The 18,315-nt window shown below is 75.0% G+C and carries 13 protein-coding genes and 1 riboswitch; of the genes, 5 read left to right on the top strand and 8 right to left on the bottom strand.

Annotated elements, in window-relative coordinates:
* Nucleotides 1-44 precede the first annotated feature (44 nt).
* The 5 genes from egtC to AB2U05_RS05140 form a co-directional block, all read right to left on the bottom strand.
* Nucleotides 45-794, bottom strand: coding sequence for an ergothioneine biosynthesis protein EgtC (gene egtC / locus AB2U05_RS05160; protein WP_045710194.1), 750 nt, complete (start codon nt 792-794; stop codon nt 45-47).
* Complete coding sequence (gene egtB, locus AB2U05_RS05155) at nt 794-2,134, bottom strand: ergothioneine biosynthesis protein EgtB (RefSeq protein WP_045701189.1); 1,341 nt, start codon at nt 2,132-2,134, stop codon at nt 794-796. Before egtB ends, egtC begins: the two co-directional genes overlap by 1 nt.
* Nucleotides 2,131-3,465: an ergothioneine biosynthesis glutamate--cysteine ligase EgtA gene (egtA, locus tag AB2U05_RS05150; protein WP_369185900.1), complete on the bottom strand. Its 1,335-nt coding sequence runs from the start codon at nt 3,463-3,465 to the stop codon at nt 2,131-2,133. Before egtA ends, egtB begins: the two co-directional genes overlap by 4 nt.
* Nucleotides 3,466-3,789: 324 nt before the next feature.
* On the bottom strand, nt 3,790-4,968 hold the full coding sequence (locus tag AB2U05_RS05145; protein ID WP_369182534.1) for an aminotransferase class I/II-fold pyridoxal phosphate-dependent enzyme: 1,179 nt from the start codon (nt 4,966-4,968) through the stop codon (nt 3,790-3,792).
* A gap of 190 nt (nt 4,969-5,158) precedes the next feature.
* Nucleotides 5,159-5,638, bottom strand: coding sequence for an SRPBCC family protein (locus tag AB2U05_RS05140; RefSeq protein ID WP_045699502.1), 480 nt, complete (start codon nt 5,636-5,638; stop codon nt 5,159-5,161).
* A gap of 276 nt (nt 5,639-5,914) precedes the next feature.
* On the opposite strand from AB2U05_RS05140, the gene AB2U05_RS05135 reads away from it, so the two are divergent.
* From AB2U05_RS05135 to AB2U05_RS05115, 5 genes are all read left to right on the top strand, one after another.
* Entirely contained in the window at nt 5,915-6,721 is an 807-nt protein-coding gene (locus AB2U05_RS05135) for an SAM-dependent methyltransferase (protein WP_045710190.1), read from the top strand.
* Nucleotides 6,722-6,995: 274 nt separating this feature from the next.
* A complete protein-coding gene (locus AB2U05_RS05130) occupies nt 6,996-9,116 on the top strand; it encodes a putative bifunctional diguanylate cyclase/phosphodiesterase (protein ID WP_369182533.1) in 2,121 nt (706 codons plus the stop codon).
* A gap of 90 nt (nt 9,117-9,206) precedes the next feature.
* A complete protein-coding gene (locus tag AB2U05_RS05125; RefSeq protein WP_369182532.1) occupies nt 9,207-10,412 on the top strand; it encodes an epoxide hydrolase family protein in 1,206 nt (401 codons plus the stop codon).
* A gap of 136 nt (nt 10,413-10,548) precedes the next feature.
* Entirely contained in the window at nt 10,549-11,421 is an 873-nt protein-coding gene (locus AB2U05_RS05120) for an AraC family transcriptional regulator (protein WP_045699508.1), read from the top strand.
* Nucleotides 11,422-11,713: 292 nt separating this feature from the next.
* Nucleotides 11,714-12,478: a VOC family protein gene (locus AB2U05_RS05115; protein WP_369182531.1), complete on the top strand. Its 765-nt coding sequence runs from the start codon at nt 11,714-11,716 to the stop codon at nt 12,476-12,478.
* Here AB2U05_RS05115 and lnt read toward each other — a convergent pair.
* The 3 genes from lnt to AB2U05_RS05100 all read right to left on the bottom strand — a co-directional run bounded on the left by lnt (nt 12,454) and on the right by AB2U05_RS05100 (nt 17,961).
* Nucleotides 12,454-14,040, bottom strand: coding sequence for an apolipoprotein N-acyltransferase (lnt, locus tag AB2U05_RS05110; protein ID WP_369182530.1), 1,587 nt, complete (start codon nt 14,038-14,040; stop codon nt 12,454-12,456). The two genes, AB2U05_RS05115 and lnt, sit on opposite strands and share 25 nt — an antisense overlap.
* 181 nt (nt 14,041-14,221) lie before the next feature.
* On the bottom strand, nt 14,222-17,836 hold the full coding sequence (gene cobN, locus AB2U05_RS05105) for a cobaltochelatase subunit CobN (RefSeq protein WP_369182529.1): 3,615 nt from the start codon (nt 17,834-17,836) through the stop codon (nt 14,222-14,224).
* Nucleotides 17,833-17,961: a hypothetical protein gene (locus AB2U05_RS05100; protein ID WP_369182528.1), complete on the bottom strand. Its 129-nt coding sequence runs from the start codon at nt 17,959-17,961 to the stop codon at nt 17,833-17,835. Before AB2U05_RS05100 ends, cobN begins: the two co-directional genes overlap by 4 nt.
* Before the next feature lie 65 nt (nt 17,962-18,026).
* Nucleotides 18,027-18,112: riboswitch (cobalamin riboswitch) on the bottom strand.
* Nucleotides 18,113-18,315 lie beyond the last annotated feature (203 nt).

Genomic DNA, 18,315 nt, shown 5'->3' with positions numbered 1-18,315 from the left:
ACAGGGTGGTTCCTCTGTTCAGAAGATGAAGGGAGAGTACTGGTTCAGGAGCCGCTCGGGAGCCGGTGCACGGTGGCCGCGCCCGCCTCGACCAGCAGCAGCGAGCCGTCCGGGACGGGCGTCCAGCCCCCGGAGTCGTCGTACGGCTCGGAGGCCACCACGGTGCCCAGGCCGGGCAGCGCGCGGTGGTACAGGGTGTCGCCCCAGGCGGTCGCGGCGAGCGAGCGGCCGTCGCCGAGCAGCAGGTTCAGCCGGCCGGTGGTGTGCGCCGCGACGTCCGCGACGGTGCCCGCCAGCGCCGCGCCGAGGCCCGCCCCGGCGCGCAGCCGGTGCAGGGTGAGGGCCCACAGCAGCGCGGAGTCGGTGCGCGCCTCCAGCTCCAGCAGCTCGGCCGCCGGCAGCAGCGCCGCCAGCGCGTCCAGCTTGCCCGGCCAGCCCGCCAGCGCGCCGTTGTGGCTGAACAGCCAGCGCCCGGCGGCGAACGGCGCGGCCGCCGCCTCGCCCGCCGCACAGCCCTCGGTGGCCGAGCGGACGGCCGCCACCAGCGACCGGGTGCGCAGGACCCGGGCGAGGTCGGCGAAGGCCGCGTCCGCCCAGATCGGCCCGGAGCGCCGGTAGCGGGCCGGGACCTCGTCGCCGTCCGCCCACCAGCCGAGGCCGAAGCCGTCCGCGTTCACCGTGCCGTGCCGCTGCTCCCGGGGCGCCCAGGACTGCCGGTACAGCGCGTGCGGGGGCAGCACCAGCAGCTCCTGCGGTGCCAACGGCTCGCCCAGGTAGGCGAGATGGCGGCACATCAGCGACCCTCCGCATCGCGGGCGGTGCGGAACCCGGCGAAGATCTGCCGCCGGATCGGGTAGTCCCAGTTGCGGAACGTCCCCCGGCAGGCCACCGGCGCCACCGCGAAGCAGCCGCCGCGCAGCACCTTGTACTCGGGCCCGAAGAACACCTCCGAGTACTCCCGGTACGGCCAGGCCCGGAAGCCCGGGTAGGGGCGGAAGTCGCTCGCCGTCCACTCCCACACGTCGCCCATCAACTGCCGCACACCGTACGGGGACTGGCCGTCCGGGTAGCTGCCGGCCTCGGCCGGGCGCAGGTGGCGCTGGCCGAGGTTGGCCTGCTCGGGGCCGGGCGGTCCGTCGCCCCACGGGTACCGGCGGGAGCGGCCGGTGGCCGGGTCGTGCCGGGCCGCCTTCTCCCACTCCGCCTCGGTCGGCAGCCGCCGCCCGGCCCACCGGGCGTACGCGTCCGCCTCGTACCAACTGACGTGCAGCACCGGCTCGTTCGGCGGGACGGGCTCCACGCTGCCGAAGCGGCGGCGCAGCCACTGGCCGTCCTCGCGGCGCCAGAACAGCGGGGCGGTCAGCTCGGCGCGCAGCCGGTGCTCCCACCCCTCGGGCGTCCACCAGCGCGGGTCGTCGTAGCCGCCGTCGTCGATGAACCGCTGGTAGGCGGCGTTGGTGACCGGCGCGGTGTCCAGGAAGTAGCCGGGCAGCTCGACGGTGTGCGCCGGGCGCTCGTTGTCCAGGGCCCACGGCTCGGTGTCCGTGCCCATCGTGAACGGCCCCGCGGGGACGAGGACTTCGGCGGGCAGCGTGACCGCGTCGGCCGGCGCCGGCGGGGGCGGCGGGGCGGCCAGGGCCGGCTCGCCCCGGCGCAGCTGGTGGGTGATCAGCATCGTCTCGTCGTGCTGCTGCTCGTGCTGGGCGATCATCCCGAAGGCGAAGCCGGCGTCCAGCAGCGGCGCGCCCTCCAGCGGGCTGGCGGCGAGCAGGTCCAGCACCCGGCCGCGCACCTCGTGCGCGTAGGCGCGGGCCTCGGCGGGCGGCAGCAGCGGCAGGCTCGGCCGCTCGGCCCGGGGGTGCTGGAAGGCGTCGTACAGCGGGTCGATCTCCGGGTGCATCGGGTCGCGGCCGCCGACGTTGCGCAGCAGCCAGAGCTCCTCCTGGTTGCCGATGTGCGCCAGGTCCCAGACCAGCGGGGACATCAGCGGCGAGTGCTGGGCGGTCAGGTCGCGGTCGTCGACGCAGTCGGTCAGCGCGGCGGTGCGGGCGCGGGCGGCCAGCAGCTCGGCGGCGATGGTGTCGCGCAGCGCTTCGGCGTCCGGCGGGGTGGCGGGGGGTCGGACGTCGGTCATGATGCGGGCTCCTTCCCAGGAGTGCGGCGGGTGCCGGAGCGCAGGGCGTCCAGCTGGTCGTCGGCCGGGCAGCGGCCCCGCGCGGGGTAGCGCTCGGCGAACTCGGCGACGGCGGCGCGCAGTCGGTCGGCGCCGGGCAGGCGGCCCAGGGCGGCGTCGGCGGCGGCGAAGCAGGCGAGCGCGGCGCGGCGCAGCTCGGGGTCGGCGACGGCCAGGGTGGCGGCGCGGCGCCAGACGTCGGTGCGCGGCGGGCGCGGGCCGCCCGGCCGTCCCGGCGTCGCGGCGGCTCCCGGGGTCGTCGGCGTCGCGGCGGCTTCGAGCGGTTCCAGGGCGGCGAACGCGGCGTCGGCGGCCACCGGGTCGTCCAGCAGGGCGGTGGTCAGCGCGGCGGGGACGACCCAGCCGTCGCCGGGCTGCGCGTCGATCATGCGCAGCTCCAGGTGGCCGCGCGGGCGCACGGGCGGGAACAGCGTGGTGCGGTGGTAGTCCAAGTCGTCGAGCGTGGGCGGGCGTTCGGCGCCGCCGTGGATCCAGTCGCGGAAGGTCAGCCCGGCCGGGGCCGTCCACGGGAGGCCCTCCGGCCGCTGGACGCACAGCAGTCGGGCATCCAGCACGTACTGGGCCCAGGCCTCGCGCGGGTCGCCGTGGTCCGGTGCCGGGGCGAGGGTGCGGGTCGGGTCCATCCGGGACCAGACGGTCTGCCGGGTGGACCGGTGGCCGGTCGGGCGGCCGTCCAGCAGCGGGGAGTTGGCGAAGGCGGCGACCAGCACGGGGCCGAGCAGGTGCGCCAGCCGCCAGCGCCGGGCGAGGGCCTGCGGGCCGTCCGCCTCGCCCGCGTCCAGGCACACCTGTACGGAGGCGGTGCCGGTCATCATGATCCGGCCCCAGGGGCCGGCGGAGTCGAAGAACCGCTCCATCGCGAGGTAGCGGGGGTGGTCCAGCACCATGCGGCGGGGGCGGGCCAGCGGGTCCGTCCCGGTGCCGGTGAGTCGCAGGCCCCGCGCGGCGAAGGCGGCCCGCAGGGCGGTCAGATCGCGTCGGGTGTCGTCGACGCAGGCCAGGAGGCCGGTGGCGGGCGGGGAGCTGAGCTCGACCTGTCCGCCGGGTTCGAGCGTGAGGCGCGAACCGGAGGGGAGCGAGGTGCCGTCGGGGCCGCCGAGCGGCAGCGACTCCAGGGCGGAGTGGACCAGTTCGGGGGGTACGGGTCGGTCCGGACATCGGTCGTCGTGGACGAACCACTCGACCTCGACACCGACCAGGCGGGGCGGACCGATCTTGAAGCAGACGCCCGACACGTGACTGCGGGCCACGGACTCGGTGAGCGGCGTCACCCCCGCCGGGGGCGGCTGCGCGTTCTGCCGGTCCGGGGGAGTTGTGCGGGAGACGGGTATCACCGGACTCACCATCCTCGGGATCACGAATTGCGGCCCGGTCTACCTTGCCCAGTCTGCTACGGAGCATGCGAGGGCGCTCCGCAAAGAACGCGTGAACGTTCGTTTCCGCAGGTCGGAGGTGGTGCGATCGGGTGATTCGGCTGGATCTAGAGGAGATCCCGAGCGGCTTTCGGATGCCTTTCGGGCGGCTTTCGGGAAGGTTCGGTGCGGGGGCGCGAGCGGCGCGGCCGGCACACGGCCGGAGGGGGGACGGGTGGGGCTCTAGAGCTTTTCCAGCCGGCGCAGGACGGTGTCCAGCAGCGGGCCCGGCAGGGCGTAGTTGAGGCGCAGCGAACCGGCGCCGCCCGGGCCGAACTCCGTGCCGGCGGTCGACTCCAGGCCGCAGCGCTCCAGCAGTGCCCGGTGGGCGTCGGCGGGTGGCAGGCCGAGCGCGGCGGCGTCCAGCCAGAGCAGGTACGAGGCCTGCGGCGCCGAGCGGACGGCCGGGCCGAGCAGGCCGGTCAGCCGGGTGCGGGCGGCGGCGAGGTGGGCGAGCAGGGCGTCCAGCCACGGGCCGCCCTCGGCCAGGGCGGCCCGCTGCATCGTCTGCTCCAGCAGGCCGCCCTCCCAGAGGCCGTAGCCGGCCAGCTCCTCGGCGAACGCCGTGCGCAGCCGCGGGTCCGGGACGAGGGCGAAACTGCTGGGCACGCCGGAGCAGTTGAAGGTCTTGCCGACCGAGCTCAGGGTGACGGTGCGGTGCCGCAGGGCCGGGTCGACGGCGGTGACGGCGACGGGGTGGGCGTGGCCGGGGTGGGTGAGGTCGCCGTGGACCTCGTCCGAGACCAGCACGGCGCCGGCCCGCGCCGCCCGCTCGGCGAACGCGCGCAGCTCGTCGGCCGGCCACACCCGGGCGGAGGGGTTGTGCGGGCTGCTGAGCAGCACGGCGGCGGTGGGGCGGGGGAGCGGGCCGAGGGGGAGCCGGTAGCCGTCCGGGCCGAGCGGGAGCGGCAGTTCCCGGTACGGGAGGCGGGCGGCGCGGCACAGCTGGGCGAAGCCGCCCCACTCCGGCGTCGCGAACACGACCGGAGCCTGCGCGGGCGCGCCCTCCTGCCGGCGCACGGTCTCCAGGAGGACGCGCAGCGCCGTGCGCGGGCCGCAGGGCAGCAGCAGGACCCACTCGGGGTCGACCTCGGCGCCGTGCCGGGCGCGGTACCAGCGGGCGACCAGCTCCCGCCCGGCCGGGTCGCACACCGTGTACCCGTACGCCCGGTGCCGGGCCCGCCGCTCCAGTGCCGCGGCGACGGCGGGCGGGCCGGGCAGGTCCATGTCCGCCAGCCCCATCGGGATCACCCCGGGAGCGGCGGCCCGGGCCCACTTGCTGCTGCCGGTGCCGGAGCGGTCGAAGGGGGCGTCGAAGCCGAAGTCGGGGGCGGGCGCGGTGCCCGGGGTGGTGGTGGGCATGGGGCGAGACCTCCCGGGGGTGGGGGACGGGCGGGGGCGGAGCGGCCGGCGGCGGGAGCTGGCGGGTGACAGCTGACAGCTTTCAACTTTCAGCGTTCAACTTTCAGATTTCAGATGGTGAAATCTGTCGGTTGAAAGTTGAAAGTTGTCATCTGTCAACAGTCACCGGTGGTCCGTCAGCGGTCAGCTGTCAGCCGTCACCGGCTCGGGCGAGGTAGGCCTCCAGCCCCCGCCGGCCGCGGTGCATCATCACCGCGTGGTTGGCCCGGAACAGCGGGTGGAGCGGCAGGGCGAGGCGGCGCAGCAGCGGTTTGCCGGGCCGAGCGTCCTCCTCGAACAGCACCAGGCTCCCGCCGCCGGACCCGTCCGGCCCGCCGGAGGCGTCCGCCGCGACGGTGAACCGCGACCAGCCGTCGAGGTCGCCCCGCATGACCGCTTCCAGCACTCCGGCGTCCGGGTCGTGCAGCCGCGTCTCCAGGCGGACCACCAGCCGGTACGGCAGCAGCGCCCGCAGCACGACGTACCCGGACTGCGCGCCGGTCTGCCGGACCTCCCGCACCTCCGGCCACCACAGCGGGTAGCGGTTCACGTCCTCCAGCGCCGCGTACACCGCGGACGGCGGCGCCGCGAGGCGCCACACGCCCCGGAAGCGGTAGTGGTTGGGGTCCACGCGCCCACCCTAGCGACGCCGCGGCCGCCCGCGGGCGGCTTCCGGGCCTCCTGCGCACGGACGGGGACGGTGAACGCTCCGCGAACATCGATGGCCGGGAGGCGGGCACTCCGCTTGCACCCGTTCGGGGTGCAAGGGAGGATCTTGTGTGCTTGTAGTCTCAGCTGTCACAGCAGTGGCAGTCAGGCGTTGCACCCCCGGACCCGGAACGCGGGCAGGACCGGAACGCGGGGGTGACCGGACTGCGGGCCGAACCGAAGTGAAGGAGTCACAGGCATGCGGCGACCGAGCTGGGTACCGGAAGGTACGGACCTGGACAAACCGAACGCCGCGCGGGTCTACGACTACTACCTCGGGGGCTCCCACAACTTCGAGGTCGACCGGGAGATGGCCCGCAAGGCGCTCGCCCTGTGGCCGGAGCTGCCGCAGATCATGCGCTCCAACCGGGCCTTCCTGCGTCGCGCCGTGAGCTTCCTCGCCGAGCGCGGCATCACCCGCTTCCTGGACATCGGCTCCGGCATTCCGACCTTCGGCGCGGTGCACGAGATCGCGCGCGTGATCCGCCCCGAAGCGAAGGTCGTCTACGTCGACCGCGACCCGGTCGCCGTCGCGCACAGCCGCCTGCTGCTCGCCGAGGACCCGGCCAGCTCCGCCGTCCAGGCCGACGTGCGCGACGTCGCCGACCTGCTGGCCCGCCCCGAGGTGGTCGAACTGTTGGCGGCGGGCGAGCCGGTGGCCGTCCTGCTGGTGGCCGTCGCGCACTTCGTCAGCGACGACGAGGACCCGTGGAAGCTGATCGGCGCGATCCGCGACGCGCTCCCGCCGGGCAGCGCGCTGGTCCTCTCGCACGCCTCCCTGGAGGGCCGCCCGGACCAGGCCGAGGACCACCAGCGGCTCTACCGGATGACCCCGACCCCGCTGACCATGCGCACCCACGAGCAGATCACCGAGATGTTCGCCGGCTTCGAGCTGGTCGAGCCGGGCGTGGTCTACCTCCCGCAGTGGCGCCCGGACCAGCCCGAGTCGGTCGGCGAGCACCCCGAGCGGATGGTCGGGGTGGCGGGCGTGGGGTTCCGCCCTTGACCGTCCGGAACGGGCGAGGCGACGCCGGAGGCCGCGCGACCCGCGCGACGGCCCCCGGCCGGTTCCGCGCCCGCGCCCTGACCGGCGACCGCGTCCATGCCGCCGACAGCGCCCGTACCGCTGAAAGAACCCGTACCGGTGTCAGCAGACGGGTCGCCAGAAGACTTCCTTTCGGCGCTAGCGACCGTAGCGTTGCTGGAATCTCTAGCGCACCTGCCCCCCGCGCCGCCGCCGACGCCTCCCGCGTCGCCCCGGCCCGTACCGGAGCGGGCGCATGAACAGCCCCACCCCGGTGTCCGGCAGCGCCGAGCGGTTCCACGAGGACTGGGCCCGGCTGCTCTCCGCCGACCACGGCATCGCCGTCCACCCCGAACTGCTCGGCCACCTGGTCACGCGCACCGCCGCACTGCTCCACCGCGCCCAGCTCGACGAGCCCTTCGAGCCCCGGCTGGCGGCGCAGGCCGGCGCGGACCTGGTCGACGCGCACTTCACCGACCCCGTGCTGCTCGCCCGCGCGGTCGAACTGCTCCACAAGCAGCCCGTCCCGGACGACCGCGGGCCCGCCCTGACCGGCGCCTTCGCCGCCGGCTGGGCGGCCGCCCTGCGTGAGCGCACCCTGCGCGAGCAGGAGGCCATCCGCACCGCCGCCGACGCCGCCCGCAAGGAGGCCGAACGCGCGCTGCGCGCCTCCGAGGCCCGCTTCCGCGCCCTGTTCGAGAGCGCCGCGATCGGCATCGGCATCGGCGACACCGACGGCAACATCATGGCCGTCAACAAGGCCCTCCAGGAGCTGTTCGGCGCCGGCCCGGCGGACATGATCGGCCGCCGGGTCGGCGACCTCGTCCACCCCGAGGACACCCCGGGCGTCTGGGAGGCGTACGAGGAGCTGATCAGCGGCAAGCGGGAGTACTTCCAGTTCGACAAGCCGTACTACCGCCAGGACGGCGAGGTGATCTGGACCCACCTGACCGTCTCGCTGATCCGCGACGACGACGGCACCCCGCAGTACCAGGTCGCGATGCTGGAGGACGTCACCGACCGCTACCGGCTCCAGGAGCGGCTGCGCTACCAGGCCACCCACGACCCGCTGACCGGCCTGCCCAACCGTGCCGCCTTCTTCGAACGGCTGGAGAAGCTGTTCGAGGACCCGGAGCCGGGTGCCCGGTTCGGCCTCTGCTACGTCGACCTCGACGGCTTCAAGGTGGTCAACGACAGCCTCGGCCACGACATGGGCGACGAACTGCTGTCCGCCGTCGCCGACCGGCTGAAGACCGCGCTGACCCCGCTCGGCCACCTGGTCGCCCGGCTCGGCGGCGACGAGTTCGTCGTCCTGCTGGAGAAGTGCCGGGGCGAGCAGGAGGCGGTGGCCGCCGCCAAGACGGTGCTCAAGGCGCTGGCCGGGCCGGTGCTGATCGGCGACCACAAGCTCGCCGTGGGCGCCAGCGTCGGCGTGCTGGAGCGCCGGGTGTCCACCACCACCCCGGGCGCGGCCGTGCGGGCCGCCGACCTGACGCTCTACCGCGCCAAGGAGGCCGGTCGCGGCCGCTGGACGCTGTTCGACCCCAAGGAGAACGCCCGCGCGGTCAACCGCTACGCGGTGTCCGTGCGGATGCCGGCCGCCCTCGACCGGGGCGAGTTCTTCATCGACTACCAGCCGCTCTACCGGCTCGCGGACGGCCGGATGGCCGCCGTGGAGGCGCTGGTGCGCTGGCGCCACCCGCAGCTCGGCGTGCTCGGCCCGGACGAGTTCGTCACCACCGCCGAGGAGACCGGGCTGATCATGCCGCTCGGCCGCTGGGTGCTGGAGCAGGCCTGCGGCCAGGCCGCCGAGTGGATCAAGCAGTACGGGGACGCCGCACCGCAGTTGAACGTCAACCTGGCGGTCCGGCAGGCGCGCAGCGCCGCCCTGGTCGCCGACCTCGCCCGGACCCTCGACAGCACCGGCCTGGACCCGGCCCGGCTCCAGCTCGAGATCACCGAGTCGACGGTGGTCGGGCCCGAGGACGAGGCGCTGCGCACCCTGCACGGGCTGGTCGACCTCGGGGTGGCGCTGGCCGTGGACGACTTCGGCACCGGCTGGTCCAACCTCGCCTACCTGCGGGACCTACCCGTCTCCGGCCTGAAGATCGCCGGCTCGTTCGTCGGCGACCTGCACGACCCGGCGAAGGACGAGGCCACCGGGTGGCGGATCGTCAGCGGCCTGGTGTCGATGGCGCACGCGCTCGGGCTGACCGTCACCGCCGAGGGCGTGGAGACCCTCAAGGACGCCGAGCGGCTGCGGACCATCGGCTGCGACTGGGCGCAGGGCTGGCACTTCGGCCGCCCGGTGCGGCCCGCGGAGATCGCCCGGCGGATCGTCGAGGAGCCGGGCGGCCGCCCGGTCGGGGAGGACTGACCGGGGCGGCCCGGGCGCCGGGCCTGCCCGGGGCGGTTCCGGTCCCGCTGTCGATCTTGGTGTGCGCCGGGCCGTCTATGCTGCGTCGCTATGACGACGCCACCCGACGAGACCATCCGGCCGTTCCGCATCGACGTCCCCGACGAGGACCTGGACGACCTCAACCGGCGGCTCGACCGGACCAGGTGGCCGGACGAACTGCCCGGCGTCGGCTGGCAGTACGGCGTCCCGCGCGACCACCTGAAGGAGCTCGTGCACCACTGGCGCCACGGCTACGACTGGCGGGCCGCCGAGGCCCGGCTGAACGAGTGGCCGCAGTTCATGACCACGATCGACGGCGCCGACGTCCACTTCGCCCACATCCGCTCCCCGGAGCCGGACGCCACGCCGCTGCTGGTCACGCACGGATGGCCGGGCTCCATCGTGGAGTTCGAGCACATCGTCGGCCCGCTCACCGACCCCGCGGCCCACGGCGGCGAGCGCGCCGACGCCTTCCACCTCGTGCTGCCGAGCATCCCCGGCTTCGGCTTCTCCGGCCCCACCCGTGACCAGGGCTGGGAGTACCGGCGCGTCGCGGCCGCCTTCGCCGAACTGATGCGACGCCTCGGCTACCCGCGCTACGGCGTCCAGGGCGGCGACTGGGGCTCGGCCGTCTCCCGCGAACTCGGGCGCACCCGCCCCGAGTCGGTGATCGGCGTCCACCTGAACCTGATCCCCGGCGCCGCGGCGGCCGCCGAGCCCACCGAGGACGAACTCGCCGCGCTCGGCCCCGCCGAACGCGAACGCACCCTCGCCTCCTGGGAGCGGACGAAGGCCTGGAACCGCGACAAGCAGGGCTACGCCGATATCCAGTCCACCCGCCCGCAGACCCTCGCCTACGCCCTCACCGACTCGCCGGTCGGCCAACTCGCCTGGATCGCCGAGAAGTTCCACGAGTGGGCCGACACCCGCGACCGCCCGGAGGGCGCGGTCGACCGGGACCACCTGCTCACCAACGTGATGGTGTACTGGCTGACCGGCACCGCCGGCTCGTCCGCCCGCATCTACTACGAGCGGGCCCACGCCGACTACTGGGGCGCGCCGCCGGAGCCGTCCGGGGCCCCGACCGCCTTCGCGGCCTTCCCGCAGGAGAACTTCCTCGTGCTGCGCCACGTCGCCGAGCGCAGCAACAACATCGTCCGGTGGACGGAGTTCGACCGCGGCGGGCACTTCGCGGCGATGGAGGAGCCCGAGCTGCTGGTCGGCGACATCCGGGCCTTCTTCCGCGACCTCGAGTCCGCGACCTCGAGTCCGTGACCCCGGGTCCGTGACCTCGGGTCCGCTGCCCGGCCGCGGCCCGGCCGCGACCCGACCGTAGCGGGCACGGATCGTCGGGTGGGCGGGGGCGGGCGGTTCCTACGGTGGAGATCAGCAAGGGAAGGACGGGGCAAGCGTGTTGGAGCACCTGAACCGGGCGATGGAGGACATCGAACGGCGGCTGGACGGCGAGGTCGACGTGGCCGAGCTGGCGCGCATCGCGATGACGTCGGAGTACCACTTCCGGCGGCTGTTCTCGATGCTCGCCGGAATGCCGCTCTCGGAGTACGTCCGGCGCCGGCGGCTGACCGTCGCCGGGGCCGAAGTCCTCGACGGCGAGCGGACGTTGCTCGACATCGCGGTCAGGTACGGCTACACGTCGGGGGAGGCGTTCGCCCGGGCGTTCCGGGCGATGCACGGCGTCGGACCGGGCGAGGCCCGGCGCGACGGTGCGGTGCTGACCTCCCAGCCCAGGATGTCCTTCCGACTCGTCGTGGAAGGAAGCAGCAGTATGGAATACCGAATCGTCGAGAAGCCGGACTTCCGCATCGTCGGCAAGAAGGCCCGGGTGCCGCTCATCTACCAGGGCGTCAACCCGCACATCGCCGAGTTCATCAAGGGGCTGGGCACGGAGACCGTCGAGCGGATCAACGCGCTGACCGGCAAGGACCCGCTCGGCATCGTGTCGGTGAGCGACAACTTCGAGCCGGGGCGCGAGGAGGGCTCCGAACTCGACTACTGGCACGCGGTGGTGGCGCGCGAGGACGCCGTCGTCCCGGACGACCTGGACGTCCTGCACGTCCCGGCCGGCACGTGGGCCGTGTTCACCAACGCGGGGCCGTTCCCGCAGGCCCTGCAGGAGATGTGGGGGGACGTGTACGGCCAGTGGTTCCCGTCCAACCCGTACGAGTCCCGGCCGGGCCCCGAGACCCTGGTGGTCCGGTTCGTCCCGGGCACGGGCGACGCGAACGCCGAGCTGTGGATCCCGGTGGCGCGGACGGCCCGCTGAGGGGACGGCCGGGCGGTTGGCGGGTCCGGACGGCAGCGAACAGCTGACAGCTGACAGAAAACAGATGACAGCTTTCAACATCTGAAATCTGAAAGCTGAACACTGAAAGTTGTTCGCTGTCACCTGTTCGCACGCCCCGCCCCGCCCACGCCGTCCCGCCCACGCCGTCACGCCCGCGCCACCCCGTTCGGCCCACCACCGCCCGCCGCCGCCCGCCCGCGCCCCGCATGCTGGGGCGCGGGCGGGCGGCGCGACGGCCGCGTCCGAGGGCCCATCGGAAAGGCGTGCAGCCATGAAGCAGACCTCGGTGACCACCAACGGCCCCTGCTGGGTCGAGCTGGGCACCTCGGACCCGGCCGCCGCCAAGGCGTTCTACGCCGAACTGTTCGGCTGGCGCGCCGACACCGACGTGCGCCCCGAGGCCGGCGGCTACACCCAGATGCACCTCGGCGACGCCCCGGCGGCCGCCGTCACCCCGCGGTACGCGCCGAGGCAGCCCACGGCGTGGACGGTGTCCTTCGCGGTCGCCGACGCCGACGACACCGCGGCGCGGATCAAGGACGGCGGCGGCAGCCTGCTGGTGGAGCCCACCGACGTGTTCGACCTCGGCCGCTTCGCGGTGGCCGCCGACCCGTCCGGCGCGGTCTTCACGCTGTGGCAGCCCCGCGCCTTCCCGGGCGCCGGGGTGTTCAACGAACCCGGCTCACTCGGCTGGGTCGAGCTGCTCACCCGTAACCCGGACGGCGCGATCGCCTTCTACCCGACCGTCTTCGGCTGGTCCGTCGCCCCGTCCGAGCACTACACCCAGTGGGGCCTGGCCGGGCAGGACTTCGGCGGCATGCCGGCGATGGGCGAGAACTTCCCGCCCGAGGTGCCGCCGCACTGGCTGCCGTACTTCTCGGTCGCCGACGTCGACAACACGGCCGAGCGGGCGGTCGCCCTCGGCGCGGACGTGCTGATGCCCGCCTACTCCATGCCGGGCGGCCGGCGGATCGCCGTGCTGCGCGACGCCCAGGGCGCCGCGTTCGGCGTCTACAGCGCCGGTACGGCCGGCTGAGCCCGGCGCCGCGCGGCCCGGGCGCGCCACCCGCCCACCGCCGCGCCCGCCGTGACCAGCAGCGCGCCCACCGGCACCACGTCGCCGACCCGGTCGTACCAGGTCTGCGTGCCGGGCGCGGTGAGCGGCAGCCGGACGGTCAGCGCGCCGGTGGCGTCGGTGCCCAGCCGGGCGAGTTCGCGGCCCTGCGCGTCGAAGGCCGCCGACACCCCGGTCAGCGAGGCCTGCACGGCCGGGCGGCCGGTCTCGGCGGCCCGGATCGCCGCCAGCGAGACGTGCTGCTCGGGCGCCCAGGTGCGCTGGAACGTCGAGGTCGAGGACTGGTACACCAGTACCCGGGCGCCGTCCTGCGCCGCGGTGCGGGCCATGTCCGGGAACGCGGACTCGAAGCAGATCAGCGCGCCGACCGGCAGCGGCCGGCCCGTTCGGTCGGTCGCCGGGAGGACGTGGAAGGCGGTGCCGGGCGCCCGGTTCTCCCCCGCCGCCCGGCTGACCCCGGCGATCCAGCCGAGCGCGGGCCGCATCGGGATGTACTCGCCGAACGGCACCAGCCGGATCTTGCGGTAGCGGTCCACCACGCCGACCGGCGCGACCAGAACCGCGTCCTTGGAGATCCGCCCGTCCGCCTTGCGCGCGTCCTCCCCGGCCAGCACCTGCGCGCCGGTGGTGGCGGCGAGCCCGCGCAGCCGGTCGAGCGCGGCCGGGTCGCGGTCCAGGTCGGCGGTGGTGCTGCTCTCGCCCCAGACGATCAGGTCCACCGGCTGCCCGACCAGTGCCTCGGTGGCCCGGGCGCTCGCCTCGAACCGCTCCTGCGGGTCGGCCACGATGCCCGGTTGCACCAGCACCACCGTCACCGCGCCGTCCCGTACCGGCGCCTCGCGCAGCGCGAACAGCAGCGGCCCGGCCGCCAGCACGAGGACGGCGCTCAGCGCGGCGACGGCCCGCGGCCGCCAGTGCACCGCCGTCAGCAGCACCAGCACCCCGGTGTTGACGGCCGCGACCGCCGCGCTGACCAGCCAGATCCCGCCCGCCGAGGCCAGCGCCAGGACGGCCGGGTGCTGCCACTGGGTGGCGCCGAGCAGGGCCCACGGCCCGCCGAGCGCGTGCCAGGAGCGCGCGTACTCGGTGGTCACCCACACCGCGGGGACGACCAGCAGGGCCAGCAGCGCCCGCCGGGTGGTCAGCGGCGGCCGCAGCAGCCGGTGCACGGCGTAGCCGAGGGCGCCCTGAAGGGCGCCGAACAGGCCGGCGAGGACCGGCAGTCCGGGGCCGATGGACGGCACCAGCCAGTACATCGCGGTCAGGATGAACCCGGCGCCGAACCACCAGCCGCGCACCGCCGCCTCCCGCGCCGAGGGCGCCCGCTGCATCAGCAGCAGCCCGGGCACGAGCGCGACCCACGCCAGCCAGGCCTGCCCGGCGGCCGGGAAGGCCAGCACCGGCACGGCCCCGCACGCCAGCGCCCCCACCCGCCCCCGGTACCGGTGCGGCGCGGGCGCCTCCCGGTCGTCGGCGGTGGTCGTGCTCAGGTCTGGGCTGGCGGTACCGGTGCGGCGCGACATGACCCGTATTGTCCGCTTGGGCCGCGATCGGTGCCAGACGGCTGCACACGAAGTTGACGCCGGTCATCGGAACGACCGGCACCACCCCGGTCACCGCACCCCGGTCACCGCACGCCGGTCACCGCACCTGAGGACGGGGCCGCCGGTGACGACACCGGCGGCCCCGTCCGGCGGTGACCGGTCAGCCCTCGTCGCCCTCCAGGTCGCCCTCGGTCTCCAGGAACGCCGCCTGCAGCTGCTCGATCAGCGCCGGGTCCGGCTGCTCCCACAGGCCGCGGCTGGCCGCCTCCAGCAGGCGCTCGCTGATGCCGTGCAGCGCCCAGGGGTTGGCGCCGGCCAGGAACTCCCGGTTGACCGGGTCGAGGACGTACTCCTGGGTCAGCTTCTCGTACATCCAGTCCGCGACCACGCCCGTGGTGGCGTCGTAGCCGAACAGGTAGTCCACGGTCGCGGCCATCTCGAAGGCGCCCTTGTAGCCGTGGCGGCGCATCGCCTCGATCCAGCGCGGGTTGACGACCCGGGCGCGGAAGACGCGGGCGGCCTCCTCGGTCAGCGTCCGGGTGCGGACGGTCTCCGGGCGGGTGGAGTCGCCGATGTAGGCGGTCGGCGCCTTGCCGGTGAGGGCGCGGACGGTGGCCACCATGCCGCCGTGGTACTGGAAGTAGTCGTCCGAGTCGGCGATGTCGTGCTCGCGGGTGTCGGTGTTCTTCGCGGCGACGGTGATCCGCTTGTACGCGGTCTCCATCTCCTCGCGCGCCGGGCGGCCGTCCAGCCCGCGCCCGTACGCGTAGCCGCCCCACACGGTGTAGACCTCGGCGAGGTCGGCGTCGGTGCGCCAGTCGCGGCTGTCGATCAGCTGGAGCAGGCCGGCGCCGTAGGTGCCCGGGCGGGAGCCGAAGACGCGGACGGTGGCCTTGCGCTCGTCGCCGTGCACGGCCAGGTCGGCCTGCACGTGCGCGCGGACGAAGTTGTCCGCGTCGGCCTCCTCCTGGGCGGCGGCCAGGCGCACCGCGTCGTCCAGCAGGGCGACGACGTGCGGGAAGGCGTCCCGGAAGAAGCCGGAGATGCGCAGCGTCACGTCGATGCGCGGGCGGCCGAGTTCGTCCAGCGGGATCGGCTCCAGGCCGGTGACCCGGCGGGAGGCCTCGTCCCAGACGGGGCGCACGCCGAGCAGCGCGAAGGCCTCGGCGATGTCGTCGCCGGCGGTGCGCATGGCGCTGGTGCCCCAGAGCGAGAGCCCGACCGAGGGCGGGAACGCGCCGTCGTTGTCGGCCCGGTAGCGCTCGACCAGCGAGGCGGCGAGGGCCTGGCCGGTCTCCCAGGCGAGCTTGCTGGGGACGGCCTTCGGGTCGACGGAGTAGAAGTTGCGGCCGGTCGGCAGCACGTTGACCAGGCCGCGCAGCGGGGAGCCGGAGGGCCCGGCCGGGACGAAGCCGCCCTGGAGGGCGTGCAGGACGGCGTCCAGTTCGTCGGTGGTGGCGGCCAGGCGCGGCACGACCTGGGTGGCGGCGAAGGCCAGGACCTCGCGGACGGCCTCCGGGTGCCCGGCGGCGACCTTCTCGACGGCCTCGGGCGCCCAGTCCTCGGCCTCCATGGCCTCGACCAGGGCGCGGGCCTGCGCCTCGGCGGCGTCGGTGGCGCCCAGGGTGAGGGCGGCCTCGTCCAGGCCGAGCGCCTCGCGCAGGCCGGGCAGGGCGCTGACGCCGCCCCAGATCTGGCGGGCGCGCAGGATCGCGAGCACGATGTTGACCCGGTCGGTGCCGGCGGGGGCCTGGCCGAGGACGTGCAGGCCGTCGCGGATCTGGGCGTCCTTGACCTCGCAGAGCCAGCCGTCGACGTGCAGCAGGAAGTCGTCGAAGCCGTCGTCCTCGGGGCGCTCGTCGAGGCCGAGGTCGTGGTCGAGCTTGGCGGCCTGGATGAGGGTCCAGATCTGGGCGCGGATGGCGGGCAGCTTGGCCGGGTCCATCGCGGCGATGTTGGAGTGCTCGTCGAGGAGCTGCTCCAGGCGCGCGATGTCGCCGTAGGAGTCGGCGCGGGCCATCGGCGGCACGAGGTGGTCGACGAGGGTGGCGTGGGCGCGGCGCTTGGCCTGGGTGCCCTCGCCCGGGTCGTTGACGAGGAAGGGGTAGACCAGCGGCAGGTTGCCGAGGACGGCGTCCGGGCCGCACTCGGCGGACAGCGCGGCGGTCTTGCCGGGCAGCCACTCCAGGTTGCCGTGCTTGCCGAGGTGGATGACGGCGTGGGCGCCGAAGCCGCCGTCGGCCTGCGCGGCCTCGATCCAGCGGTAGGCGGCCAGGTAGTGGTGGCTCGGCGGCAGGTCGGGGTCGTGGTAGATGGCGACCGGGTTCTCGCCGAAGCCGCGCGGCGGCTGGATGAGGACGAGCAGGTTCCCGGAGCGGATCGCGGCGAGCACGATGTCGCCGTCCGGGTTCTGCGAGCGGTCGACGTACAGCTCGCCGGGGGCCGGGCCCCAGTGCTCCTCGACCTGCTCGCGCAGGGCCTGGGGGAGGGTGGCGTACCAGCGGCGGTAGTCGGCGGCGGGGATGCGCACGGGGTTGCGGGCGAGCTGGTCCTCGGTCAGCCAGTCCTGGTCGTAGCCGCCGGCGGCGATCAGGGCGTGGATGATCGCGTCGCCCTCGTGGCCCTCGGTCTCGGTGCCGTCGAACCCGGGCAGGTCGTCCCCGAGGTCCATGCCCTCGGCGCGCAGCCGCTCCAGCAGCCGGACGGCGCTGGCCGGGGTGTCCAGGCCGACCGCGTTGCCGACCCGGGCGTGCTTGGTCGGGTACGCGGACAGCACGAGGGCGAGGCGGCGCTCGGCGGCGGGGACGTGGCGCAGCCGGGCGTGGCTGACGGCGGTTCCGGCGACGCGGGCGGCGCGCTCCGGGTCGGCGGCGTAGACGGTCAGGCCGTCCTCGTCGAGCTCCTTGAAGGAGAACGGCACGGTGATCAGGCGGCCGTCGAACTCGGGCACGGCGACCTGGGTGGCGGTGTCCAGCGGGGACAGGCCGTCGTCGCTGGCCTCCCACTGGGCGCGCGACCAGGTCAGGCACAGGGCCTGCAGGATCGGCCGGTCCAGGGCGGCGAGCGCGCCCGCGTCCCAGGCCTCCTCGTCGCCGCCGGCCTGCGCGTCGGCCGGGCGGGTGCCGCCGGCGGCGAGCACGGTGGTGACGATCGCGTCGGCCTCGCCGAGCGCGGCCAGCAGCTCGGGCTCGGCGCCGCGCAGCGAGGCGCAGTAGTACGCGCGGGCCTGCGCGCCCTGGTCCTCGACGGCCCGGCAGAGCGTCTCCACGAAGGCGGTGTTGCCGCTCATGTGGTGGGCGCGGTAGTAGAGCACCGCGACGGTCGGGCCGTCGTTCGTACGGGCTTCGCGCTCCAGCGGCCCCCAGGCGGGTGCGGAGGCGGGCGGGGCGAAGCCGTGGCCGGTCAGCAGCACCGTGTCGGAGAGGAAGGCGCCCAGCTCGGCCAGGTTGGCGGCGCCGCCGTGGGCGAGGTAGGCGTGGGCCTCGGCGGCGATGCCGGCCGGGACGGTGGACAGCTCCATCAGCTGGGCGTCGGGGGCCTGTTCGCCGGTCAGCACGACGACCGGGCGGGGGCCGGCGAGCAGCGCGTCCAGGCCCTCCTGCCAGGCGCGGCGCCCGCCGAGCAGGCGGACCACGACGAGCTCGGTGCCCTCCAGCAGCGCCGGCAGGTCCTCGGCGGTCAGCCGGGCCGGGTTGCCGAGCCGGTAGCGGACAGGTCCGTCCGAGGCGCGGGCGCTCAGCAGGTCGGTGTCGGACGTCGACAGCAGCAGGATCATGCGAAGGCCCTCCCGGCCTCGTCGGTGGCCGGGTCGGCCGGGATGGCCGGGTTGGCCGTGGTGGCCGGGTCGGCCGTGGTGGCCGCAGTGGCCGTGGTGGTGGCCGGGGACACGGGTGCGGGCATGCGACAGCGCTGGTGCATGACTGCCTTCCTCGGGGTCCGCGCCCCGGGCCGGTGGAGGACGGCAGGAGTTCCTGGCTCCCGCGGTCCACCGGCTTCCCGGTGCGCCGCGGTCACAGTGGCGGGACCGCACCGGGTTCGCACCGGTTTCCTCCCCTGCGCCGTCGCTGGCGTCGGGCGGTCCGCCGGGACCGCCCGGCAGCATCGTACGGGGTACGGCTGACCTGCGGGAGAGCGGCCGGTGGCGGGAGCGGTCGGCGGAGCGCCGGCACGGGCGCCGGCACGAGCGGGCCCGGGCGCGGGGCGGCCCGGGAATGTGATGCAGCGGACGGGGGCAACCGATCGGATCATCTGTAT

Origin of the sequence: Streptomyces sp. Y1 (assembly GCF_041053115.1) — a bacterium.
In the GTDB taxonomy this organism is placed as follows: domain Bacteria; phylum Actinomycetota; class Actinomycetes; order Streptomycetales; family Streptomycetaceae; genus Kitasatospora; species Kitasatospora rubellomurina.
The sequence above is the reverse complement of the archived record's forward strand: the minus strand, read 5'-3'. Positions and strand labels throughout refer to the sequence as shown.